The following is a 20731-nucleotide window of genomic DNA, read 5'->3' on the forward strand; positions in this document are numbered from 1 at the left end:
TCTGCCTCGACGGGATGCACAAGCTGCTCGCCGACGGCACCTGCACGATGTGCACCTACCGGGCGGAGGTCGCCTGATGGACGGCTACCTGCCCGTGAAGGTGAACGTCCCGCTCGCTGACTACCGGCGCCTGAACGCAGAGGCCGACGCCCAGGGCATCGATGTCGCCGATCGCATCGCGCAGATCGTGACGCTCGAGCCGAGGCCCTCCTACATTCCGATCACTCGCCGCCGCGGCCCGGGCACCGGTCGCCCGTCCGCGTACACGTCCCGCGCTGGCGAGGAGATCAGCACAGATCGCCGGTTCGGGAAGTCGTGGAACGAGATCGGCCGCGGGCTCGGCATTGACGGGCACACGGCGAAGGACTGGCACACGAAGTACATGAACGAAGTCAGAGAACAGAACGCGCGGGATCGCGCGGAAAGGAAAGCATCATGAGCACCTGGCCCGACACGATGAAGGTGGCCCCCATCCGCGAGTGGCCGGGAGAACTCAGCCGCAACCGCTCCCGCTCGCTGTTCAAAGCGGGACTCGTCGACACTCTCGATCTGCTCGACCGAGAGATCTGGCACCTGTGCGACACCCGCTCACAGCGTGAGTCGGCCGAGCTGCTGATCGCGATCCCAGCGGGCGCTCTCTGGCGTCAGGACGGACGCCCGCGGGCGCACGCCGCCGCCGAGCACCCGGGCGTGATCTTCTCGCTCGAGTCGAAGCACGGCTCGCTCTCGTACCCGTGCGACACGTTCACGACGTGGCAGGACAACCTGCGCGCTGTGGCCCTCGCTCTCGAGGCGCTCCGCAAGGTCGACCGCTACGGCGTGACGAAGCGCGGCGAGCAGTACCGCGGCTTCCTCGCGATCGAAGCGACCGCGGCGCCGAGCGGCTTCTCCACCGCGACTGAGGCGCTCCGGTATCTGCGCGAGGTCAGCGGCATCCCCGCCGACCTCTACGAGCCTCCCGAGGCGCACATGCCTCGGGTCATCCGCGCAGCACAGCGCCGCGCACACCCCGACACCGGTGGCGACTCCGCCACATTCCAACGAGTCTCGCTCGCCGAGGCAAAGCTCCGAGAGGAAGGACTGGTCCGATGACCGGCGAAACAGTAATCACGGTGGTGGGGAACCTGACCGCCGACCCCGAGCTGCGCTATACGCAGAACGGACTGGCCGTGGCGAACTTCACCATCGCTTCGACGCCTCGGAACTTCGACCGCGCCGCCAACGAGTGGAAGGACGGCGAAGCGCTGTTCCTCCGCGCGTCGGTCTGGCGCGAGTTCGCCGAGCACGTGGCGGGTTCGCTGACCAAGGGCATGCGCGTCATGGCGCAGGGCCGTCTGCGTCAGCGCTCCTACCAGGACCGCGAGGGCAACCAGCGCACCGCGATCGAGCTGGAGGTCGACGAGATCGGCCCCTCGCTTCGGTACGCGACCGCACAGGTCACCCGTGCCGCGGCGTCCGGTGGGGCTCAGCGCACGAACGCCGCCCCGGCGGCATCGGAGGAGCCGTGGGCTACTCCGAGCGCTGAGGCACCCGCGTGGGGAGGTGGGAGCTTTGGAGACGACACGCCATTTTGAACTCGCCGAGGTGGTTGCGGTCGAAGCCGCCGCACATGTCGAGCACATCACCGTCGCGACCGCATACCGCGAAGACTGCCTCGAGGGCGAGTGCGATCACGTCGACGAAGACGGGGAGCCGGACGATATGTCAGCCTGCAGCCCCGTCCCAGCGTTCGAGGTGTGCGTCGACTGCATGGAAGCCGACGGCCACGGCCGCGACCCTGAGCACTGGGACGACGTCCCGCTCGTGCCATGGCCACACGCTGACTCCGAGACGGGAGACGACGATGTCTGAGCGCTGCGACATATGCGGCCGCTTCATGAAGCACGTCTGGTTCCGCTCCGGCGAGCACGAAGACGGGTGGCAGGACTACTGGACATGCCAGCAGAAATGCGTCGCCGAGTGGCGTCGCCAGGAGCAGGACTGGGAGAACCGGCGAGCGGTCGAGGAGTTCAACCGCACGACACCGGTCGGCTCGCCGGTCCGGTATTGGACCGGTGCGCGCGCTGGCGAGGGCCGGGTCTCCGTCACTCGATCTACCGCGCAGCTCCTCAGCGGGCACACGCCTGTCGTCTGGGTTGAGGGGCACTCCGGATGCATCGCCCTCACCCACGTAGACGCGGAAACCGCGATCATCCGCAAGTCGAGCACGACAGGAGTCCCACAGTGACCATCCTCTGCATCACCCACCTCGGCCTCCCCGGCATCCGTCCCTGCATGGAACCGCGCGGCCACCGTGTCACCTGTCCGGATCACCCAGGCTGGGCTGAGGAGCTCCGCCCCGGGCTGTGCTGGGGTTGCCTCCCCCGAGGCGCCGATCGCGGCTTCCTGTGCTCGCACTGCTACGAGCGTGCGGTGGCTGCGGTCGCCGGTTGGCGGGACTTCCGCCGAGCGGTCGACGCGGCGGAGGGTCGCCTCGTCACCGCGGACACCGGCGGAATCGCTGGCAGCACCCCGGGGGGCTACTCGAACCTGACGCTCACGTTCCTGACGGTCAGCGAATGTGAAGCGCACCTCGTGTCCCGAGCCGATAAGACCGTCGACCTGTGGGTGCACGACGAGGACGGTGCCGCCGACGCGATCCAGTTCGCGATCAGCGCTGAACGAGCATTCAACACACTCGAGATCGAGACTCGCGAGAAGCCCGTCGTCCGGGAACGGTGCCCATCCTGCGACGCCCTGACGATCGCGAACACGCACGAGGAGCGCGGCGCAACCGTCGTGACCTGCTCATTCTGCGGCGTCGAACGAGCACGCATCCGCCCCGACATCACGCGCTGGAAGGGCTCGGCCACCTGCGAGCACCAGTTGCACGCCGACTGCGCGAACGTCGACTGCCCGTGCGACTGCCACCTCCTCGGCGCCCAGTCCCGCCCCGGCGGCGTTCAGGCGCTCTGGGACGCCGACCAGCACACCGCCGCACCCGGCTACCGCGCCGACTGGATCATCCAGGACGCACACACCATCGAACCCACCCCCGAAAGGACCGCAGCATGACCGACACCATCGAGATCCCACGCCCGCACGTTCCGTACGGCCCCGCCGGTGTCCCCGAGCGTCTGGCTGATGCCGACTATCTCGACAGCGCCGCGAGGAACCTCGCCGGAGGGTATGCAATCGGCGGGTACAACGTCACCTCCACGGTGATTCGTCTCCTGCACGACGCCGCGACCGTGCTTCGCACCACTGAGGTCACGGAGCCGAGCGACGACACGTACGAGCTGACGGTGGACATGCTCGAGGGCCTCCTCGTGGCCGCTGGCGTTGCACCCGGCGAGCACGGTACGGAGATCCGAAAGACAGCGGGTGCGCTGGTCTACAAGATCAGAGCCCGCCAGTCCGCGGAGTCGCAGGGCGAAGCGCCAGATGCGCAGCTGCTCGCGCGGGGCTTCCGAGACGGCGTGGACTACATCGACGACCAGCCCGGTCCCTGGGGCGCTGCCGTCGTCGCGGGACGCGCCGAGGCGGCCCGTCGTGTAGCCGCTGCTCGGAGTGCGCGATGAGCGGCAGAGCGTCAGCTCTGGCGCGCCGCCGCCGCAATATTGATGTTCGCAGCTCTCACCATGGACGGGATGAGAAAGAGATCGCTCAGCACCCACAGGATTACCACGGCCAGAAGCAGGTTGCCGATGACAGCGGACATCGGGTCCGGATCGATGCGGAACAGCAGCGACACAACAGAGATCACCACGAGAACCCATGCAGTGGCGAACTTGTGGGTGTAGAACCGGTGCGCACCGAACGCCCCGAGAAGAACTGCCAACCAGTACGCGGGGGTCAACGACTTCACGACGGCTGGAGGGCTATAGCTCCCCGTGCGTGCGGGCGCCTCCCCTGGGGCGAGCGGTCCCCACGCGGCCCCGTCCCACCATTGACGTTGGCCTTGAGCGTTCAAATGCCAACCAGCCTGCGGCGGAGTCGTGGGAAAGGTCATGACAGCAACATATCGGTCACTGAACGAGAGGAACCGCATGCCTGAGCCGAAAGAATGGGTGACCGTGCAGGAGGCGGCGCTCCTCGCCGGGAAGAAGCCCCGCACGATCTACGAGTGGATCGAGGATGACCGTCTCGCCGTCCGCCGCGACGACCAGAACCGCATGATCGTGCTGTCGAAGGCCGTCATACGCGTCGAGCCTACGATCCGCCGGGGCAGACCCCGCGGGAAACCCACGACACGCTGACCGAATCCGCGTCTAGAAAATACGCAAAAGCCGCAATTGATGCACGATAGATCGTAGATGGTGGAGCACTCCGCCCAGACCGAAGCCCCGGCCCCTCCGCGAGGGACACCGGGGCTTCGCTCATCCGAGTTCCCGCTCCCCCCTCGCCCACTCAAAGAGCTCATTGACGTTGTCTGCGGCGTCTGCCTCCGAGACGTTGGCGAAGGGAACTGAAACGAGCCGACGGGTGTACTCAGCCACTCCCGCTTCCCCGGGTCGCAAAGTCGAGAGGAACTCGGCACGCGCGCGGTGGAGCCGTCTCACAGTTTCGGTGTCTCCCCAGTTGACTACGGCCGCATACGCTTCCGTGAAGTTGACCAGCGCCTCGCGCCTCTGATCTTCCGCCGCTCGCTTTCGCGTTTCCTCTGCGGCCCGAGCGGAGGCGTCACGCTGCTCCCGCTCCCGCCGTACCGCTCCCCACGAAGTACCCCACGAACCGATCGCCGCACCACCGAGCGCAGCGACGGCTGTGAACAGCTGACCCCAGGGAATCTCATCCATTCCCACAGCATCCCAGACCGCGTCCGATTGACGCATCCCGCACAGGGCAAGAGGCCCGAGTCGAGGTGAACACCCATGGCGATCTCCGAAGACCAAAAGGCTCAAGTCCTCGCACTCCACGCCGAAGGTGTCGCCCGCAACGAGATCGCCCGCCGTGTCAACATCGCCGCCGGATCAGTCACCAACATCTGCCGCGACGCCGGTCTGACCTTTGACCGGTCAGAGACCAAACAGGCGACCGAGGCTCGTGCCGTGGATCTGGCTGCTGGGCGTATCCGTCTGGCGGAGAAGATGCTCGCGGCGTCTGAGGGCATGCTCGATGTGATCGACGGCCCGTACGAGGTGTACAACTTCGGCGGGAAGGACAACACGTTCGAGTCGCGGGTGCTGGACTCTGCCCCTGTCGAGGTGCGTCGGAACATCATCACGACGGCCGGCATCACGTTCGACAAGCTGACCCGCATCGTGGAGAAGTCGGACACCGGCCTCGAGCAGGCTGTCGGCGTTCTCGACACTCTCGCCGAGGGATTCCGGGCAGCAGCGGACATATACCGAGGCGAGACACCGAATGAGGCTTGACGAGATCGAACGGTCCGCGTCCCGTGCGCAGATCCTGTCCCTCGTCGATGCGATGCGGTTCAAGCTGGCGCTGTGGTTCGGTGCGGTGTCGTCGGGGAAGACTGTGATCAGCCTGTGGGCGTTCCTGCTCGCTGTTCGCATGGCGCCTCGCACGGGCATCATCGTGATCGTGGGCCGCACGATGACGACCGTCTACCAGAACGTGTTCGTGCTGTTCCAGAACACGGCGATTTTCGGCACGGTCATCGCGTCGCAGATCCACTACACGCCTGGTGCGTCGTCGGCTCTCATTCTCGGCCGCGAGGTCATGGTCATCGGCGCGCACAACAAGGAAGCCGTCGGCCGCATCCAGGGCTCGACGGTCGCGCTCGCGTACGTCGATGAGGCGGCGCTGCTCCCCGAGGCGTTCTGGAACATGCTCGTCTCTCGACTCCGTGTCGAGGGCGCCCGTCTGCTCGCGACGATGAACCCGGCCTCGCGGAACCACTGGATCCGCAAGAACTGGATCGTCCCCGGCGCGGCGAAGAACCTCGTCTCGTTCCACTTCACGATGAAGGACAACCCGAACCTGCCGGCCGAGTACATCGCCGACATGGAGCGGTCCTTCTCCGGGGTGTTCTACGACCGGATGATCCGTGGCGAGTGGACGAACGCTGAGGGCGCCGTCTACCCGATGTGGGATCCCGACCGTCACGTCATCCGCTTCGACGACATGCCCCGCCTGCGCGACGTCATGGGTATCGGCATGGACTACGGCACGACGAACACAACCGCGGCTCTCATGCTCGGCGTGACCGACGAGACGAAGGTCGACAAGTACGGTCGCACCGTCCCTCACTCTCGCCTCGTGATGATGGACGAGTGGCGGTACAACCCGAAGGACCACGGCGACCAGCGGCTCACCGACGCCGCCCTGTCGCAGCGGTTCCGGGCATGGCTCCCTGAGGATCACACGCCGTACCCGCTGACCATCGCCCCACGGTTCCTGATGCTCGACCCGGCTGCCGCGTCGATGCACATGCAGATGCAGCAGGATCTCCGCGGCACGGGCCTCTCCCCCTGGCCTGCCGTGAACGACGTCCTCCCGGGGATCAAGACCGTCGCGAACCTTCTCGACAACGACGACATGATCGTCACCGACCGGTGCGCCGGCTGGATCGAGGAAGTCACCGAGTACCGCTGGGACGCGAAAGCGACCGACGCCGGCGAGGACGTCGTCGTGAAGGAAGACGACCACTCGCTCGACGGCGGCCGCTACATCACCCACTCGACCGAGAACTACTGGCGGCCACAGCTCGCCGCCTGACGCACCCGGAAGGGGAGCCATGCCGATCCCCGAACCGAACTCACCGTGGCTGCCCGCCCCGTGGGACTTCGCCTACAAGGCGTTCGCCGAGAACGACGCCTGGTACACGGGCGACACCGACGCGCTCGCGAAGATGTACGGCAACACGACGAAGACCCGTTCGACGCACGTCCGCAACGGTCAGCCGATGCAGGGTGGTCTCGTCGGTGCCGCGTCCCGCATGTTCTGGGGTCGCCCGGTGCCGGCGAACGAGAACCGTGCACGCCTGCACGTCCCCGCCCCGGCTGACCTCGCCACGCTCGCGTCGGATCTCGTGTTCGCTGAGCCGCCCGAGGTGCGCCTCGAGTCCCCCGGTGAGACGAAGCTCCGCCGCGACGGGAAGGCTCAGGCGCGCCTCGACCTGATCGCGAACGGTGACGAGGCACACGCGACGTTCAACCAGATGGGCGAGCTCAAGTCCGCCCTCGGTGCCGTCGCCCTCGTCACTCGCTGGGACACCGAGGTCGCTGATCATGTGTGGCTGGAGCCGTCCGCGGCCGACGTCATCATTCCGACGTTCCGCATGGGCCGTCTCGTCGAGTGCACGATGTGGTCCGAGTACGTGAAGGGTTCGGTCTACTACCGGCACCTGGAGCACCACGCCGTCGGCATGATCGAGCATGCCCTGTTCGCGGGCTCCGCCGACAACCTTGGCCGCCGTGTGCCACTGGCTGAGATCCCCGAGACGCAGACGTACGCCGCGATCGTCAACCAGGACTCCCGGATCCTCACCAACATCGACCGTCTGACCGCTGTGTACAACAAGAACATGCCGACCGCGGCATGGCGGAAGAAGGGCGTCCTCGCTTCGACGGGCCGCTCCGACTTCGCGCAGCTGCACGGCCTGTTCGACTGGCTCGACGAGACGTTCTCCTCGTGGATGCGTGACCTGCGTCTCGGCGCCGGCAAGATCCTCGTCCCTGATGCGGCGCTGGACTACGGCATCGTCGGCCAGGGTGCGTCGTTCGACAATGGCCGCGAGATCTTCGCCGGTCTGAACATGCCGGGAGAGCCCGGCAAGGTCGCGTTCGACAAGGTGCAGTTCGATATCCGCGTCGATGAGCACGAGAAGACGGCGTTCGGCATCTACCGCGAGATCCTCCGCAAGGCCGGGTTCTCCCAGTCCGCGTGGGGCGACTACGCCGGAGAGGCACAGCAGACCGCGACGGAGGTCGACGCGAAGGACAAGGCGTCCGAGCGCACCCGGGACAAGAAGATCCTGCAGGAGCGCGTCGCGATCGGCCGTGCCGCCTCGGTGGCGCTCGAGATCGACGGCCTCGTGTTCCCGGGCAAGGGTGGCGGCCGGTGCGACCAGCCGACGGTGATCTTCCCCGACGTGTCGCAGGAAGACCCGGAGAAGCTCGCCCGCACCCTCACGCTCCTCGACACCGCCGCGGCGATCTCGCTCGAGCAGAAGGTGCGCCGAGCGAACCCCGACTGGGAAGACGACGCGATCAGCGAGGAGGTCGCGAAGATCCGTGCCGAGCGTGGCAACGCGCCCGACCCGGCCACCTTCGACGGCGGCGACGCACAGGAGGACGATCTACCAGTCGCGTGAGTTCTGATTCCACCGCCCGTTCGGGTCCCAGAATCCGAACTCGGACGTGGGCCGTTCAAGATCGGGCTCGACCTTGAGGTGCCATTCGCGGTGCACTCCGTGGTTGCCCAACGCGATTAGCGCGCCACAGTGGCGGCATTCTCGTCTTTCTGCTTCTGCCATGCCGCGATCGTATCGGTCCAGTCTGCGGAGGTGAAGGGTGGCCCTTTTCGTCCCGAACCCTGAGCGCGAGTCGGTCGAGGAGCTGATCGAAGATCTCTCCCGGTACCTCGCACAGCGGTACAGGGACGCTGAGGACACGCTGATCCGCGAGGTCGCGAAGCAGGCGATCCGCGACTTCCAGCTCGCATCGCTGCTCCCCACCGCCCCGGGCGGCATGGGGATGACAGCGACCGAGCGGCGTCACTGGAACCGCATCAACGCGGAGCTCAACGCACACCGTGCCGCGGCAGCTCGTGAGCTGCAGGCCGTCGCCATGCAGATCGTCTCCGATCTCCGCGCCGAGGATCTCGCCGACCGCGTCATCCGCATCGCGGCGACCGAGGGCGAGGCCGCCGCTGCCGCCGCTCTCCGGTTCGCCGGCGTCAACACCGTCGCACCGATCGCGGGCACCTCGTCGCAGGCTGTCGCGATGGTGGCCCTGTCGCTGGAGTCGCGGCTCGAGGTGCTGAATCAGCGCCTCACCCGATACCCGCAGGACGCGTACCAGCGGATCGTGGCCCTGTACTCGCCGAACACGCTCCTCGGCGTGACGACGTCGCGCGTGCAGCAGGCATCCGCCGTGCAGCGGTTCCTCTCCGAGGGCATCACCGGGTTCGTCGACCGATCTGACCGCCGCTGGACGATCGGCGCGTACGCCGAAATGGCCGGCCGCACAACCGTGAACCGGGCGTTCAACGACGCCGGTATCTGGCGGATGGGCCAGGCAGGCATCAACCTCGTCACCGTCGTCCGCGGTCTCGACTCGTGCAGGAAGTGCGCGTCGTGGGCGGGGAAGATCCTCGCCACGGACGGTTCGCCGGCAGGGCCTCGCGCTCTGCCGCACTCGACCCGCGATCAGACGGTCACGGTCGACGTCGCCGGAACGGTCGCTGAGGCCCGCGCTGCAGGCTGGGGACACCCGAACTGCCGGTGCCGCCTCGTCGCCTACTCCCCCGGCCTCACAGTCCCGCAGGACGACACCACGTATGACGAGGTCGCCGAGAAGGAACGCGCGCAGCAGCGGGCGTTCGAGCGGGAGATCCGGTCAGCGAAGCGCCGCGAGGCGTCCGCGATGACCGACACCGACCGGCGGAAGGCCGCACAGGACGTGCGTGCCGCTCAGGCCGATATGCGGGACTTCATCCGCGACACCGGCCGGAAGCGCCAGTCGTACCGTGAGCAGCTCGGGTTCGCTGACGGTCGCGGCCCGGTCGGACGCGCGAGCACTCCGACTCCCCCGACGCCGCCTGCGCCACTCATCGCTGGCGACCGGGTCTCAGCACGCACGCTCGGCGACGTCCGCCCATCGAACCGCGGCACACAGACCGTACCGACTGGGGCGTTCCCTCGCCCGCACGAGCTCGCAACCGGCGAGCGTCTGGCACGGGCGGGCATCAGCGCAGAGTGGCGGGTTGAGGACTTCACCCACGGCGTGAAGAACCCGGACGTCACGATCGACGGCCACGCGTGGGACTTCAAGAGCCCTGAGGGTGCAGGCAAGACAACGATCTCGAATCAGTTCGCGCGTGCGAAGGAACAGGGCGTTCACCGCCTCGTGCTCGACCTCGCGCGGAGCCCGATCGACGAAGCGGCCGCACTCGCTGAGGCCCGCCGACGACTGGCCGGGAACGACTGGTTCACCGACGTGATCTTCATCGACCGCGCGGGCCGTGTGACCTGGCTCACCAAGGAATAAGAGAACGCGGCCCGGCTGTCCTAGTGGACTGCCTGCCGCGTTCTCCACAAGCCTACCCCGCCCACCTGGGTGGCGGCTAGACCATCCCGGCAGGGGTCAACGCGCATATCTGTGGCGCGAAGGCTGCTCATCACTGCGTCCACCTTTCGGCGCTAGGTAGACCTGCCCCCCGCCGGGATCACACGGCCACTGGCCCGTCGGATTCATCGGCATCCCGTCGCAGTTCCTCCAACATCGCCTTCGGATCACGGAGCGTAGCCTCGTCGATTCGCTTGTCGGCGAGTTCCCGAGAAGAGATCGAGCGGGCCGCGACCTGCGTCTTACCGTCCTCATCGACGACTTGAACGTACTGCAGTGTTCCGAGGTCGATCGAGATCGCACCGGCGTTGGCACCCGCAGTCACCATCTCAGCGATCGCCGACATCTGCACCGCCGCGTTCTCTGCGTGCGCTTTGTCTACGGTCATCGCCTCAGCGGTTTGCACGAGCTGGCTCGCGATGCGCCTCACCTCGCGCCTTGCCGCCCACTCCGAGAACCAGGACTTCACGGTTAGAAAGACCGATCCCTCGCTCACCTGATCAATCTCGATCGACGTGGCGCCTAGGTCTCGCAGAAGTCGTTGCACAGCAGCGAAAGCTTGGAAGGCGTGGAATGCGTCGGCAGTGCCGATGTAAATGCGCCCTTCGATCGTGCCCAGTCCGTCACCGCCGTCCGTTCTCACAGCACGCAGTCCGTGCTCGAGCTCCGCAATCTCAGCCTTCTGCTCACTGACCGCTCGCTCCGCCGCTCGCATTTGCGAGGAGAGCCGATCTACCTGTATCTGGACGCTTTTCCACCTACCGGTCCGATCGCCTCGACCGCCCTTCTTGATGACACGACCGCGAATTCCTGAGCGTTTTCCGTGCTTCTTCTCCGCCATGCACCAAATGTGCCACATGCCCCGTGCCGTCGTCGGCCCTGCACTGCGACGGCACGGCCTATCTCCTCACGCGCAGGGCGTCGAGGTCACCAATGAGCAGGAGGCTCACCATGGCAACACCCGCGAAGTACCGCCACCCGGTCGCGATCAACCGCGACGGCATGGCGCAGATCGGCCCGACTCTGTTCGAGCTGCGCGGCATTCGCTTCGCAGACGACCCCGCGGGCGCACCGCCCGCAGCTGATCCGGCACCGTCCGCGCCCCCGGCCCCTCCCGCGCCGACGTCCCCGGCTCCTCAGCCGCCCGCGCCGACGCCTCCGCCTGCTCCGACGCCGCCTGCGCCCATCAACTACCAGGGCAACCCGGACGAGTACGTGCGCGAGCTGCGCGAGGAGGCGAAGAACCATCGCCTCGCCGCGGAGAAGGCAGCGACGGACTTCGCCACGGCTCAGCAGGAGCGCGACAGCATCGCGGCAGAGCGTGACGCGCTCAATCGCGAGAAGGCGCTGCTCCTCAACGCACCGAAGTTCGGAGCCCGCGCGGACCTCCTGCTCGACTCGAGCAGCTTCATGAAGACCTTCGCTGACGTGGACCTGGCTGACGAAGCCAAGGTCCAGGAGGCGATCGAAGGCGCGCTCGAGAGGAACTCGGCGTTCAAAGCAGGACCCGCTCTCCCCGGCACAAGCGGTGGCGGGCATCAGGGCGGATCCGGCACCACCACCACCCCGACCATCGAGGGCGCCGTCAAGGCGCGCCTCGGTGGCTAGCTCCCCGGAAGGGAGATGAATCATGCCCGTCACCCTCAATGAGGCCAAGAGCAACGCTGTCGAAGACCTCGACGTCGCGGTGATCGACGAGTTCCGCAAGGAGTCCGCGATCCTCGACGAACTGATCTTCGACGACGCGGTCAACCCCGTCGGCGGCGGCGCCACGCTGGACTACGGCTACCGCCGTCTGGCCACGCAGCGCTCCGCAGCGTTCCGCGCCTACAACACCGAGTACACGCCCGAGCACGTCACCACCACGAAGGTCAGCGTCACGCTGGCCCCGCTCGGTGGATCGTTCGAGGTCGACCGTGTGCTCGCGAAGATCGGCCCCGCCGCCAGCGGTTCCGTCGCCCTGAACCTCCAGCAGACCGTGAAGAGCACGGTCACGAAGTTCCAGGACGCCGTGATCAACGGTGACACCGCAGTCGAGGCCAACGGCTTCGACGGTCTCGACAAGGCCCTCACCGGCTCGACCACCGAGATCAACCCGGCTGTCGTCACCGACTGGCGCAGCTTCGCCACGGCCGACGCGCAGCACGCCGCGCTCGACGTCATCGACGAGTTCCTGTCGTCCCTCGACGGTGCGCCGACGGTGATCTTCGGCAACGCGAAGGCCCTCGCCAAGATCCGCGCCGCCGCCCGCCGCGCAGACATGTACGTCCGTTCCCCGCTCGAGAACCTCGCCGGCCCCAACGGCCGCCCGATCGTTCGCGAGCAGTACGGCGACATCGTCTTCATGGACCCGGGCGCGAAGGCCGGCACCAACGACCCGATCATCCCGATCGAGACCCGTACCGTCGCGACCGTCTCCACCGGCGGCCTGACGGACCTCTACGCGGTTCGCATCGGCATGGACGGGTTCCACGGCGTCTCGACCGCAGGCGGTCAGATCGTCCAGACCTGGCTCCCCGACTTCAGCACCTCCGGTGCCGTGAAGAAGGGCGAGGTCGAACTCGGCCCCGTCGTCGTCGCTCTCAAGTCGACCAAGGCTGCTGCGGTCCTCCGCAACATCCGCGTCCAGTAAGGAGACCTGGATCATGGCGAAGAAGACCATCAAGACGCCCGTCGAGGGCTTCAACGGCATCGTCGTCGGTGTCGCATTCTCGGACGGTGTCGGCGAGACCGACAACGAGAGCGCGATCTCCTACTTCGAGCGCCACGGCTACGTGGTCGGCGGCCACGTCGACGAGGACGCAGATCGGGACTACCCGCTCGGCGACCCCTCCGACAAGTGGACGATCCCGCAGCTCCTCGCGTACGCGAAGGACCGCGGCATCCAGATCGAGGCGTCCGTCAAGAAGAAGGACGAGATCTGGGCTGCGATCCAGCCCGGCGGCACCCCCTACAAGGGAGTCACCACCCCCGAAGGAGAGGCGCTCGTCACCGACAGCACCGACCCCGAGGACCAGACCGTCAAGGACCAGGGAACCCTCCCCGTCCAGTGACGTCACCGCTCCCGGTGCGGCGTGTATTCGCCCGCCGTACCGGGAGCACCACCGACACGTAGCTCAGCGGATAGAGCCACGGTGCGCAGGTTCGAGTCCTGCCGTGTCGACCAGATCCACATCACCGCCTGAGGAGGCCACCATGCGTATCACTCACCCCACCCCGCAGCCTGGCCGTCAGCACGCCCTCGGCGTCGACTTCCGCGACGGCGTCGCCACCGTCGACAGCCTGCACCCTGAGCGCGAGCTTGCTCTCCGTCAGCACGGGTTCACGATCGAGGCTGACCTCGAGGTCGAGGCGCCGTTCCAGGCGGGCCTAGGCGAACCGATCATCGACCTGACCTCCCTCACGATCCCGCAGCTGCGCGAGATCGCAGAGGTCGAGGGCGTCGACCTGCCCGCGAAGGCGCTCAAGGCCGAGATCGTCGAGATCCTGTCTCGGCAGCCTGCCGCGCCGATTGCCGACAGCACCGCAACGCCTCTCGGCGAGCATCCCGTCGACGGCACGCCGTTCTTCGAGCTCACGGACGAGCAGCTGCGCGACGCAGCGTTGCTCGAGGGACTCGACATCGCACCGGATGCCTCGCGCAACGAGATCATCGGCGCCTTCATCGCGGCGGGTCAGGAGTCGGACTGACATGGCGACCCGCACCTACGCCACCCCCTCGGACTACACGAAGTATGCCGAGGAGGACTGGGACGGCGAGCCCGAGGTGCTGAAGAAGCGCCTTCGCTCGGCGTCGATCGAGGTCGAGAAGCTCACCCGCCGCGCGATCTATGACGTCGACACTGACGGGTACGCCACCGACGCGGGGATCTCTGAGGCGTTCACCGAGGCGACGTGCGCGATCGCTGAGCACTGGAGCATCACCGACGACCCGACGGGCGCGGAAGCCGCCGCGGGTGCGGTGAAGATCGGCTCCGTCTCGCTCGGCACGACGTCGTCCTCCTCCGATGGGCTCACCGACCACCAGAAGCTGCTCCGCCGAATCGGCGACCGTGCCTTCGACATTCTCGCGAACGCTGGTCTCATCGGTGGCGCGATCGCTCACACCTAGGAGGTCGCCGTGGCACGGTTGCGCGCGAAGCATCTCCCCCACCGGGTGAGCATCAAGCCGCACGCGGGCGACGGCGCGGAGGGTGACATCTGGGGCGAGGTTCGCGAGGACCGCCCCGCGTACGTGGAGCAGAAGACGCGCCTCGTCGTTGACCGTCGCGGCAACTCCCCGACAAAGGGCCAGGAGGTCACCGCCACGGCGTTTGTCGTGCTGCTGCTCGAGGACGACACGGAGCCACGCTCCGAGGTCACCGTGTGGGCCGGCACGCCCCGCGAGCGCACGTCCGCGGTCATCGACTCCGCTCGCTTCGAGTACCCCGGCGCCCCGTCGCACATCGAACTCTGGCTGGAGTGAGGTCACCATGGGCGTTCGCGCGACCGTCACGATGACGAACAACTTCGGTGCCGTCACCGAGGAGATCGAACGCCGCCTCGTCGCGGGCGAGAACAAGGCCGCCGAGCGCGGCATGGCACTCGCGGTCGACCGCTCCCCCTGGGATCAGGGCACCCTCGCCGGTGCACACACGGTGGAACCCGCGACGGACTCTCAGGAGGGCGCGGCGATCATCGTCGACACCCCGTACGCGACGCGCCTCCACGAGCACCCCGAGTATGACTTCTCCACCGACGCGAACCCGAGCGCTGAGGGCAAGTGGGTCGAGAACGCGATGGTCGAGAACAAGGCCGAGCTCGGCGACATCATCCGTACGGAGGTGCGCGGTGGCTGACGCTCCCGAGATCATCCTCAACCGCGCGCTCGCGCAGCTCCTCCAGGATCACAACCTCGCGGTCTACAAGCCGAGCGGGGCGATCGTCGAGCGCGGCATCCGCCTCGACGGCATCATGCCGACCACCGTGAACGAGTTCACCCTCCTCACCCCGCTACGCCCGATCGCTGACGGCCGCGCCGACATGACCTACCGGGCGCAGATCTTCACGCGTCGCCTCGGCTCGCCGCTCGCCGTTCGTTCGTGGGCCGCCGATCTTCGGGCGCTCCTCGACCAGCAGGAGTACACGCCCGCCGTGCTCGGCATCTCGTGGGCGTGGGAGTTCTCCGCGACCGACTTCGATCCCGACTCGCAGGGCCGCTCCGCGACCGCAGCGACCTATCACTTCCGCGGGCGTCGCCCGTAGAACCGCCGGAAGCGCCGGCACCCATCACAACCGAAGGAGACTCCCATGGGAGATCGCACTCTCTACGACACGACGGCGCCCTCCCAGGGTTCCCTCGCGCTCGCCCACCAGCGCCTGCTGCGCCAGAAGCTCGCAGGCGTGTTCGTCAACGTCACGGGCGACATCAACAACCTCGCCCTGAATCCGAGCCCCATCCCCGTCCAGCGCGAGGTGTTCGGCACGAAGGGCCGTGGCTCCACCGAGATCATCGGCTATAACTTCGCGCCGACGTTCAACGTCGAGGTCGTCCGCGACCCGGTCACCGGCATGATCGTCGCCGCGCAGGCGTGGCTGCTCGACCTGATCAACGCTGCCTACTCGGAGGGCGGCCTGAACAAGCGCGAGTTCCAGATCATCACCGACGCCCTGGACGAGCGCTTCCCCGCCTTCGAGGGCACGTTCTCCGTCGCTGTCGCCGAGGCGAACACGGGCTACGCCGACAAGGCGCTGCTCACGTTCACGCTCAACAACGACGGCGTCGTGCGCCGACTCACCGAGTCGCCCATCGCGGGCACCGGCGAGCCGGTTCTCGAGACGGCATCGCCCACCGAACAGACGGTCGGTGACCTGATCGTCGTCCGCGGCTACAACGTCGCCTCGGCGGTGTCCGCCACGATCGACGGCGCCGAAGTCACGGAGTTCAGCGTCATCGACGACAACGCGATCGTCCTCCGAATCCCCGCGACTGTCGCCGGTTCCGCGCCGATCGTCATCACCAACGCCGTGGGCGCATCCGACGCCCTGCCGTACACCGCGGCCTGATCAGAAGGAAGCAGGGATCGTGATGATCGACGCAACGAAAGACGGCCGGAACCTCGTGCTCACCATGGAGGGGGTGGATCCGTTCGTGATCCGCCCCCTCCCGGGGCACGCCGGCCGCCAGATCACCGACACGTACCTCACGGTCACCAGCGGTGGCGGGGTTGCCGCAGAACTCACCGCGGCGCTGCAGATGGCTGTCGACGGCGCGGTCCTCGACGGCGACCGCTGGGTGCCGCGACCCGACGCCGAGCAGACGAACTTCAACCGCATCGGCATGGAACTCTCCCAGGACGAAGCCGAGCTGATCATCATGCCCGCGTTCTTCTGGCAGACGGTCCTCGGCCTCGACGGCGTGAAGACGTACATCGAGGGCGGTGAGGGCCTCGCCGGCACCCTAAAAGCAGTTCGGGCGTTGACCGCACGTCTGGGCCTCTTGGTCCGGCGGACATCGCCCGAGGCGTCGAACGAGGACTGATTACCCCCCTGGGGAAGCCTGACGAGAACGGCATCTACCCCGAGTACGTGTACTCGGCGGAGTGGAAAGCCGAACGCGCTCAGGCGGTCACCCAGAAGGTCGCCGCCGCGACCTCCGTCACGTCGAAAGAGCTCTGGGGCCTCGCGTTCCCGGAGCTCTTCGGCGAGGTCGAACTCGACCTCGCGCAGCACCATCTGATCCCCGACCTCGATCGGGCTCTCGACACGCACACCTGGCATTTCGTCCGCAGCGCGGTCGAACGGCTCCTCCACATCGACGGCTCATGGCTGCGGAAGGCGGTAGACGATGTTCGACGCCGGCGCGCTGGTCTTCAAGCTGATCACGATCGGGAAGCAGGCCTTCAACCAGGATCAGGCTGAGGCCGCCGCTGCCGTCGAGAAGACCGGCAAGGCGTCTGCGGAGTCCGCGGCGAAGGTCGACAAGCTCGGCACGTCCACGGACGAGACGGGCAAGAAAGCCCGCAAGACGAAGGCCGCTCAGGACGAGCAGGCGACCTCGACCAAGAAGGTCGGCGACGAGTCCGAGAAGGCCGACAAGAAGCAGAAGCAGCAGAAGGTCACCACCGAGCAGCAGGCCGCCGCAGCGAAAGAACTCTCCACGGCCCTGCTACTCGCGGGCACGGCCGCCGCCGCGATGGTCACGCTCGCCGTCGCGAAGAACACCGAGTTCGGCGCGGCCATGTCGAACGTGCGCGCCGCGACCATGGCGACCGCTGGCGAGCAGAAGGCTCTCGGCGAGGCCGCCCTCGACGCGGGCGCGGACACCGCCTACAGCGCATCCGAAGCCGCCGCGGCCGAGGAGGAGCTCGCGAAGGCGGGCCAGACTGTCTCGCAGATCATCGGCGGATCGCTGAACGGTGCGCTCGCCCTCGCCGCTGCCGGTCAGCTGCAGGTCGCGCGCTCGGCGGAGATCATGGCGACCACGCTGACCCAGTTCCGCCTCCCCGCGGAGCAGGCCGCGCATGTCTCGGACGTGCTCGCCAGCGGTGCCGGCAAGGCGCAGGGCTCCGTCGATGACCTCGCCCTCGCACTCTCATACGTCGGCCCCCTCGCCGGGTCTGTCGGGTTCTCGCTCAACGAGACGGCTGGGACGATCGCGTATTTCGCGACGCAGGGCATCATCGGCGAGAAGGCCGGTACGTCGCTGCGCGGCGTCCTCGCCTCGCTGCAGGCCCCATCCGCCGCCGCCGCGGCCGAGATGGAGAAGTACAGCATCAGCATGTTCGACGGCAACGGGAACATGCTCTCGATGGCTGGCATCGCCGAGCAGCTCCGCACACGCCTCGGCGGCCTCACGGAGCAGGAGCGGCTCGCCGCGCTCGGCCGGATCTTCGGCAACGAGTCCCTCAACGCCGCGACTCTGCTGTACGAGGGCGGCGCGGCGAAGGTCAACGAGTGGACGGACGCGGTCGACGACAGCGGCTATGCCGCCCGTCAGGCGTCGATGCGTCAGGACAACCTCGCGGGCGACATCGAGAAGCTCGGCGGCGCGTTCGACACGGCGCTGATCCGCACCGGATCCGCTGCGAACGACGTTCTCCGCGGCATGACGCAGACCGTCACCGAGCTCGTTGATATGTACGGCGAAGCGCCAGCTCCGATCCAGGCGACGGCGACGGTGCTCGGGGTCGCCGCAGCGGCCGTGCTGCTGTTCGCTGGCGGTGCCGTTGGCGCTCGGGCGAAGTTTCTCGAGCTCAAGGATGCTCTCGACAAGACGTCCGTCAGCATGGGGAAGACCGCCGCGATCGGTGGCGCTGTCGGCATCGCTCTGACTGGCGTCATCACGATCGTCGGCCTGCTCATGGCCGCACAGGCCGAGGCCCGCCAGAAGGCGGAGTCCTACGCTGACGCGCTCGAGCAGGGCGCCGATGCCGTCCGCAGCCTCGCCGCGGACAACCTCGTCGCGGAGAAGTCGTTCCTCTGGATCAACCGGGGCTCGGCGGCCGACGCCGCCGAGAAGCTCGGGGTCAGCCTCGACACCGTCGCGGACGCCGCCACCGGCAACGCGAAGGCGCTCGAGGAGGTGAACGCCGCGATCCAGAAGGGTCTCGACGAGAACTGGAAGCCCGCCAAGGACGCGAACTTCGAGCTCGCCGAGGCCGCCTCCGTTCTCCAGGAGAACCTGAACGCCGAGGCCGAGGCGTACAAGAACGGCACCCGCCAGGCCGCGCAGAAAAACGAGATCACCGAGGAAGGCACGGAGGTCTCCAAGACCGCCGCCGAGGTGTATCTCGACGAGGCCGACTCGGTGCAGGATCTCAACGCGCAGCTGCGCGACCTGATCGACACGATCGGCGCAGCCAACGGCATGAACCGCGACGCTGTCTCGGCCAACATCGACTATCAGGACACCGTCCGGGACATCGACGAGCAGATCCGCAACATCGCGGACGGCGTCGAGGGCTTCGCCCGCGGCCTCGATATCACCACAGAGGCGGGCGCCGCGAACAAGGCGATGCTCGTGCAGCTCTCCCAGGACGCCTGGGATGCCGCCGCCGCTCAGCTTGAGCTCGACGGCGACACGGCGGCGTTCACGGCAACGCTCGAGGCTCAGCGGCAGAAGCTCTACGACGCCGCGATCGCCATGGGTGCCAGTGATGACGAGGCCGCCTACCTGCGCGACACTCTGCTGAGCATGCCCGACGCGAAGACCATCCAGGTTCTCGCGGAGACCTCGCAGGCCCAGTCGAAGATCGGCGCGCTGTGGGAGAGCCTGAACAGCCTCGCAGGATCGACGTGGAACATTCCCGTCGCGACGGAGGTCGTGGGGCAGGGCACGGTGCTGCTCCCCGGACATGCCTCCGGTGGGCCGGTGGTCGGACCTGGAACGGGAACGTCCGATTCCATCATCCGACGCCTGTCGAACGGCGAGCACATCATCACGGCCGCCGAGGTCCAGGCCGCTGGCGGGCACCGGGGCGTCGAGATGTGGCGGCAGAGTCTGAGCCGCGGCGGCGACGTCCCCGTGAGCGCCGGGCGGGGCGAAGTCGGTGCAAGACGTGGCTCTACCGCGTCGGCACCATACTCGCCGGGCTCCACGCCGGCACCCGTGGCCGGCGCGTCCAATGCGCTTCCGCCGATCCAGGTCATCGTGTCGCAGAAGGGCGGCATCGACCTCCTGCAGTACATCGAAATCGCTGTCCAGCGTCCGACGCAGAACCTCGGCTTCGAGGTAGGAGGAGGCTCCTGATGGTGCAGGCAGGCGCGATCGTCCACCTCGGTAGTGGTCTCATCATCTACGGGGACTACTACCGAGGGATCGGGTGGCACTTCGAGGACTTCAACTGGAACGACCAGCCCGACGTGCGAGCGGACGACGTCCCCCGTCCGCTCGCACACGGCAACTTCCCCTCGGAGACGTACCTCGAATCTCGGGATCTCAACATGCCGGGGTTCGTCGTCGCGAAGTCGCACAGCCTCCTCCTCAAGGAGAAGAACAAACTGAACCGGCTCCGTCGGCGCATCGTGCGCGTCACCGTCGAGGAGCCAGGGCTGACCACCTGGGCGGACGCCGAGGTGCGCGCCGTCGCGTTTGACGATCACGGCTTCGCCCCAGAGGCACGATTCCGACTCTCGCTGTACATGGCCGATCCGCGGAAGTACGGCAAGAGCGAGCGAGTGTTCTCCTCGGGTGAGACTGTCTTCCACCGTGGCAACGCCGACGCCGCGCCCGACGTCACGGTGACAGGGAACATGCCCTCCGGGTACTCGATCCAGGGCCCTGGTGGGAAGCACTACGACGTCGCGCAGGCGCTCGGCGCCGGCCAGACCCACCGGATCGACTTCGAGACCGGCTACCTGTACCGCAACGGGGCGCTCCAGCCTGCGACGGCCGTGAGTCGCGCTGAGACGTGGCTCGTCCCGCCCGGTACGGGTTTCCCCATGACCCTCGCACCCGCCTCGGGGACCGGGACGCTCGCCACGAAGGTTCCGTACACGTCGACATAGGGGGTCCG

Annotated in this window: 28 protein-coding genes and 1 tRNA gene; 26 read left to right on the top strand and 3 right to left on the bottom strand. The window is 67.4% G+C overall.

Annotated features, from left to right (window positions below):
- Positions 1–76 precede the first annotated feature (76 nt).
- The 7 genes from BEP68_RS14840 to BEP68_RS14870 all read left to right on the top strand — a co-directional run bounded on the left by BEP68_RS14840 (position 77) and on the right by BEP68_RS14870 (position 3560).
- On the top strand, positions 77–439 hold the full coding sequence (locus BEP68_RS14840; RefSeq protein WP_187250435.1) for a hypothetical protein: 363 nt from the start codon (positions 77–79) through the stop codon (positions 437–439).
- Positions 436–1092: a molecular chaperone DnaJ gene (locus tag BEP68_RS14845; RefSeq protein WP_187250436.1), complete on the top strand. Its 657-nt coding sequence runs from the start codon at positions 436–438 to the stop codon at positions 1090–1092. The genes BEP68_RS14840 and BEP68_RS14845 overlap by 4 nt, the downstream gene beginning before the upstream one ends.
- A complete protein-coding gene (locus BEP68_RS14850; RefSeq protein WP_187250437.1) occupies positions 1089–1574 on the top strand; it encodes a single-stranded DNA-binding protein in 486 nt (161 codons plus the stop codon). The genes BEP68_RS14845 and BEP68_RS14850 overlap by 4 nt, the downstream gene beginning before the upstream one ends.
- Positions 1552–1851, top strand: a complete 300-nt coding sequence (locus BEP68_RS14855) for a hypothetical protein (RefSeq protein WP_187250438.1) — start codon at positions 1552–1554, stop codon at positions 1849–1851. Before BEP68_RS14850 ends, BEP68_RS14855 begins: the two co-directional genes overlap by 23 nt.
- 25 nt (positions 1852–1876) lie before the next feature.
- Positions 1877–2227: a hypothetical protein gene (locus BEP68_RS14860; RefSeq protein ID WP_187250439.1), complete on the top strand. Its 351-nt coding sequence runs from the start codon at positions 1877–1879 to the stop codon at positions 2225–2227.
- A 185-nt stretch (positions 2228–2412) separates the two neighbouring features.
- Entirely contained in the window at positions 2413–3054 is a 642-nt protein-coding gene (locus BEP68_RS14865; RefSeq protein ID WP_187250440.1) for a hypothetical protein, read from the top strand.
- On the top strand, positions 3051–3560 hold the full coding sequence (locus tag BEP68_RS14870; RefSeq protein ID WP_187250441.1) for a hypothetical protein: 510 nt from the start codon (positions 3051–3053) through the stop codon (positions 3558–3560). Before BEP68_RS14865 ends, BEP68_RS14870 begins: the two co-directional genes overlap by 4 nt.
- An 11-nt stretch (positions 3561–3571) precedes the next feature.
- On the opposite strand, the gene BEP68_RS14875 is transcribed toward BEP68_RS14870, so the two are convergent.
- The gene (locus tag BEP68_RS14875) at positions 3572–3991 is read right to left on the bottom strand and encodes a TM2 domain-containing protein (protein ID WP_187250442.1); all 420 of its coding nucleotides are present in this window, start codon (positions 3989–3991) and stop codon (positions 3572–3574) included.
- 37 nt (positions 3992–4028) lie between these two features.
- On the opposite strand from BEP68_RS14875, the gene BEP68_RS14880 reads away from it, so the two are divergent.
- Positions 4029–4238 (top strand): helix-turn-helix domain-containing protein, encoded by a 210-nt coding sequence (locus tag BEP68_RS14880; RefSeq protein ID WP_187250443.1) that lies wholly within the window; start codon positions 4029–4031, stop codon positions 4236–4238.
- 120 nt (positions 4239–4358) lie between these two features.
- Here BEP68_RS14880 and BEP68_RS14885 read toward each other — a convergent pair whose 3' ends face one another.
- On the bottom strand, positions 4359–4778 hold the full coding sequence (locus BEP68_RS14885; protein WP_187250444.1) for a hypothetical protein: 420 nt from the start codon (positions 4776–4778) through the stop codon (positions 4359–4361).
- A 75-nt stretch (positions 4779–4853) separates the two neighbouring features.
- Between BEP68_RS14885 and BEP68_RS14890 the strand changes: the two genes are divergently transcribed.
- The 4 genes from BEP68_RS14890 (at position 4854) to BEP68_RS14905 (ending at position 10157) form a co-directional block, all read left to right on the top strand.
- A complete protein-coding gene (locus BEP68_RS14890; RefSeq protein WP_187250445.1) occupies positions 4854–5357 on the top strand; it encodes a hypothetical protein in 504 nt (167 codons plus the stop codon).
- On the top strand, positions 5347–6663 hold the full coding sequence (locus BEP68_RS14895; RefSeq protein WP_187250446.1) for a PBSX family phage terminase large subunit: 1317 nt from the start codon (positions 5347–5349) through the stop codon (positions 6661–6663). Before BEP68_RS14890 ends, BEP68_RS14895 begins: the two co-directional genes overlap by 11 nt.
- Before the next feature lie 19 nt (positions 6664–6682).
- Positions 6683–8260 (top strand): hypothetical protein, encoded by a 1578-nt coding sequence (locus tag BEP68_RS14900; protein WP_187250447.1) that lies wholly within the window; start codon positions 6683–6685, stop codon positions 8258–8260.
- A gap of 199 nt (positions 8261–8459) precedes the next feature.
- Complete coding sequence (locus BEP68_RS14905) at positions 8460–10157, top strand: phage minor capsid protein (protein ID WP_187250448.1); 1698 nt, start codon at positions 8460–8462, stop codon at positions 10155–10157.
- Positions 10158–10335: 178 nt separating this feature from the next.
- Here BEP68_RS14905 and BEP68_RS14910 read toward each other — a convergent pair whose 3' ends face one another.
- On the bottom strand, positions 10336–11076 hold the full coding sequence (locus tag BEP68_RS14910) for a hypothetical protein (RefSeq protein ID WP_187250449.1): 741 nt from the start codon (positions 11074–11076) through the stop codon (positions 10336–10338).
- Between the two features lie 110 nt (positions 11077–11186).
- Here BEP68_RS14910 and BEP68_RS14915 point away from each other — a divergent pair, with 110 nt between their 5' ends.
- From BEP68_RS14915 to BEP68_RS14980, 14 genes are all read left to right on the top strand, one after another.
- A complete protein-coding gene (locus BEP68_RS14915) occupies positions 11187–11843 on the top strand; it encodes a hypothetical protein (RefSeq protein WP_187250450.1) in 657 nt (218 codons plus the stop codon).
- 22 nt (positions 11844–11865) lie between these two features.
- Positions 11866–12867 carry a major capsid protein gene (locus BEP68_RS14920; RefSeq protein WP_187250451.1) on the top strand — a complete coding sequence of 334 codons (1002 nt, stop codon included), beginning with the start codon at positions 11866–11868 and terminating at the stop codon, positions 12865–12867.
- A gap of 13 nt (positions 12868–12880) precedes the next feature.
- Complete coding sequence (locus tag BEP68_RS14925) at positions 12881–13288, top strand: hypothetical protein (protein WP_187250452.1); 408 nt, start codon at positions 12881–12883, stop codon at positions 13286–13288.
- A gap of 52 nt (positions 13289–13340) precedes the next feature.
- Positions 13341–13401: transfer RNA gene (locus tag BEP68_RS14930), tRNA-OTHER, on the top strand.
- Positions 13402–13430: 29 nt separating this feature from the next.
- Positions 13431–13925 (top strand): hypothetical protein, encoded by a 495-nt coding sequence (locus BEP68_RS14935; protein WP_187250453.1) that lies wholly within the window; start codon positions 13431–13433, stop codon positions 13923–13925.
- 1 nt (position 13926) lies between these two features.
- On the top strand, positions 13927–14346 hold the full coding sequence (locus tag BEP68_RS14940; RefSeq protein ID WP_187250454.1) for a hypothetical protein: 420 nt from the start codon (positions 13927–13929) through the stop codon (positions 14344–14346).
- Between the two features lie 9 nt (positions 14347–14355).
- Positions 14356–14700: a hypothetical protein gene (locus BEP68_RS14945; RefSeq protein ID WP_187250455.1), complete on the top strand. Its 345-nt coding sequence runs from the start codon at positions 14356–14358 to the stop codon at positions 14698–14700.
- 7 nt (positions 14701–14707) lie between these two features.
- Positions 14708–15073, top strand: coding sequence for a hypothetical protein (locus BEP68_RS14950; protein ID WP_187250456.1), 366 nt, complete (start codon positions 14708–14710; stop codon positions 15071–15073).
- Positions 15066–15479 (top strand): hypothetical protein, encoded by a 414-nt coding sequence (locus BEP68_RS14955; protein WP_187250457.1) that lies wholly within the window; start codon positions 15066–15068, stop codon positions 15477–15479. The genes BEP68_RS14950 and BEP68_RS14955 overlap by 8 nt, the downstream gene beginning before the upstream one ends.
- A gap of 45 nt (positions 15480–15524) precedes the next feature.
- Positions 15525–16280: an IPT/TIG domain-containing protein gene (locus BEP68_RS14960; protein WP_187250458.1), complete on the top strand. Its 756-nt coding sequence runs from the start codon at positions 15525–15527 to the stop codon at positions 16278–16280.
- Positions 16281–16299: 19 nt separating this feature from the next.
- Positions 16300–16755: a hypothetical protein gene (locus tag BEP68_RS14965; protein ID WP_187250459.1), complete on the top strand. Its 456-nt coding sequence runs from the start codon at positions 16300–16302 to the stop codon at positions 16753–16755.
- A gap of 47 nt (positions 16756–16802) precedes the next feature.
- Positions 16803–17135 (top strand): hypothetical protein, encoded by a 333-nt coding sequence (locus BEP68_RS14970; RefSeq protein WP_187250460.1) that lies wholly within the window; start codon positions 16803–16805, stop codon positions 17133–17135.
- Positions 17062–19965 (top strand): phage tail tape measure protein, encoded by a 2904-nt coding sequence (locus tag BEP68_RS14975; protein WP_187250461.1) that lies wholly within the window; start codon positions 17062–17064, stop codon positions 19963–19965. The genes BEP68_RS14970 and BEP68_RS14975 overlap by 74 nt, the downstream gene beginning before the upstream one ends.
- Positions 19965–20723, top strand: coding sequence for a hypothetical protein (locus BEP68_RS14980; RefSeq protein ID WP_187250462.1), 759 nt, complete (start codon positions 19965–19967; stop codon positions 20721–20723). Before BEP68_RS14975 ends, BEP68_RS14980 begins: the two co-directional genes overlap by 1 nt.
- The last annotated feature ends 8 nt before the right edge of the window (positions 20724–20731 follow it).

This window comes from Microbacterium sp. 4-7, assembly GCF_014332665.1.
In the GTDB taxonomy this organism is placed as follows: domain Bacteria; phylum Actinomycetota; class Actinomycetes; order Actinomycetales; family Microbacteriaceae; genus Microbacterium.

Excerpts from the sequence above, each read along its gene's own strand:
- BEP68_RS14950 (WP_187250456.1), top strand. The coding sequence starts at position 14,708 with ATGGGCGTTCGCGCGACCGTCACGATGACGAACAACTTCGGTGCCGTC.
- BEP68_RS14900 (WP_187250447.1), top strand. The coding sequence starts at position 6,683 with ATGCCGATCCCCGAACCGAACTCACCGTGGCTGCCCGCCCCGTGGGAC.
- BEP68_RS14885 (WP_187250444.1), bottom strand. The coding sequence starts at position 4,778 with ATGGATGAGATTCCCTGGGGTCAGCTGTTCACAGCCGTCGCTGCGCTC.
- BEP68_RS14870 (WP_187250441.1), top strand. The coding sequence starts at position 3,051 with ATGACCGACACCATCGAGATCCCACGCCCGCACGTTCCGTACGGCCCC.
- BEP68_RS14925 (WP_187250452.1), top strand. The coding sequence starts at position 12,881 with ATGGCGAAGAAGACCATCAAGACGCCCGTCGAGGGCTTCAACGGCATC.
- BEP68_RS14915 (WP_187250450.1), top strand. The coding sequence starts at position 11,187 with ATGGCAACACCCGCGAAGTACCGCCACCCGGTCGCGATCAACCGCGAC.
- BEP68_RS14980 (WP_187250462.1), top strand. The coding sequence starts at position 19,965 with ATGGTGCAGGCAGGCGCGATCGTCCACCTCGGTAGTGGTCTCATCATC.
- BEP68_RS14890 (WP_187250445.1), top strand. The coding sequence starts at position 4,854 with ATGGCGATCTCCGAAGACCAAAAGGCTCAAGTCCTCGCACTCCACGCC.
- BEP68_RS14880 (WP_187250443.1), top strand. The coding sequence starts at position 4,029 with ATGCCTGAGCCGAAAGAATGGGTGACCGTGCAGGAGGCGGCGCTCCTC.
- BEP68_RS14935 (WP_187250453.1), top strand. The coding sequence starts at position 13,431 with ATGCGTATCACTCACCCCACCCCGCAGCCTGGCCGTCAGCACGCCCTC.
- BEP68_RS14910 (WP_187250449.1), bottom strand. The coding sequence starts at position 11,076 with ATGGCGGAGAAGAAGCACGGAAAACGCTCAGGAATTCGCGGTCGTGTC.
- BEP68_RS14895 (WP_187250446.1), top strand. The coding sequence starts at position 5,347 with ATGAGGCTTGACGAGATCGAACGGTCCGCGTCCCGTGCGCAGATCCTG.
- BEP68_RS14850 (WP_187250437.1), top strand. The coding sequence starts at position 1,089 with ATGACCGGCGAAACAGTAATCACGGTGGTGGGGAACCTGACCGCCGAC.
- BEP68_RS14940 (WP_187250454.1), top strand. The coding sequence starts at position 13,927 with ATGGCGACCCGCACCTACGCCACCCCCTCGGACTACACGAAGTATGCC.
- BEP68_RS14840 (WP_187250435.1), top strand. The coding sequence starts at position 77 with ATGGACGGCTACCTGCCCGTGAAGGTGAACGTCCCGCTCGCTGACTAC.
- BEP68_RS14845 (WP_187250436.1), top strand. The coding sequence starts at position 436 with ATGAGCACCTGGCCCGACACGATGAAGGTGGCCCCCATCCGCGAGTGG.
- BEP68_RS14975 (WP_187250461.1), top strand. The coding sequence starts at position 17,062 with ATGTTCGACGCCGGCGCGCTGGTCTTCAAGCTGATCACGATCGGGAAG.
- BEP68_RS14860 (WP_187250439.1), top strand. The coding sequence starts at position 1,877 with ATGAAGCACGTCTGGTTCCGCTCCGGCGAGCACGAAGACGGGTGGCAG.
- BEP68_RS14920 (WP_187250451.1), top strand. The coding sequence starts at position 11,866 with ATGCCCGTCACCCTCAATGAGGCCAAGAGCAACGCTGTCGAAGACCTC.
- BEP68_RS14960 (WP_187250458.1), top strand. The coding sequence starts at position 15,525 with ATGGGAGATCGCACTCTCTACGACACGACGGCGCCCTCCCAGGGTTCC.
- BEP68_RS14875 (WP_187250442.1), bottom strand. The coding sequence starts at position 3,991 with ATGACCTTTCCCACGACTCCGCCGCAGGCTGGTTGGCATTTGAACGCT.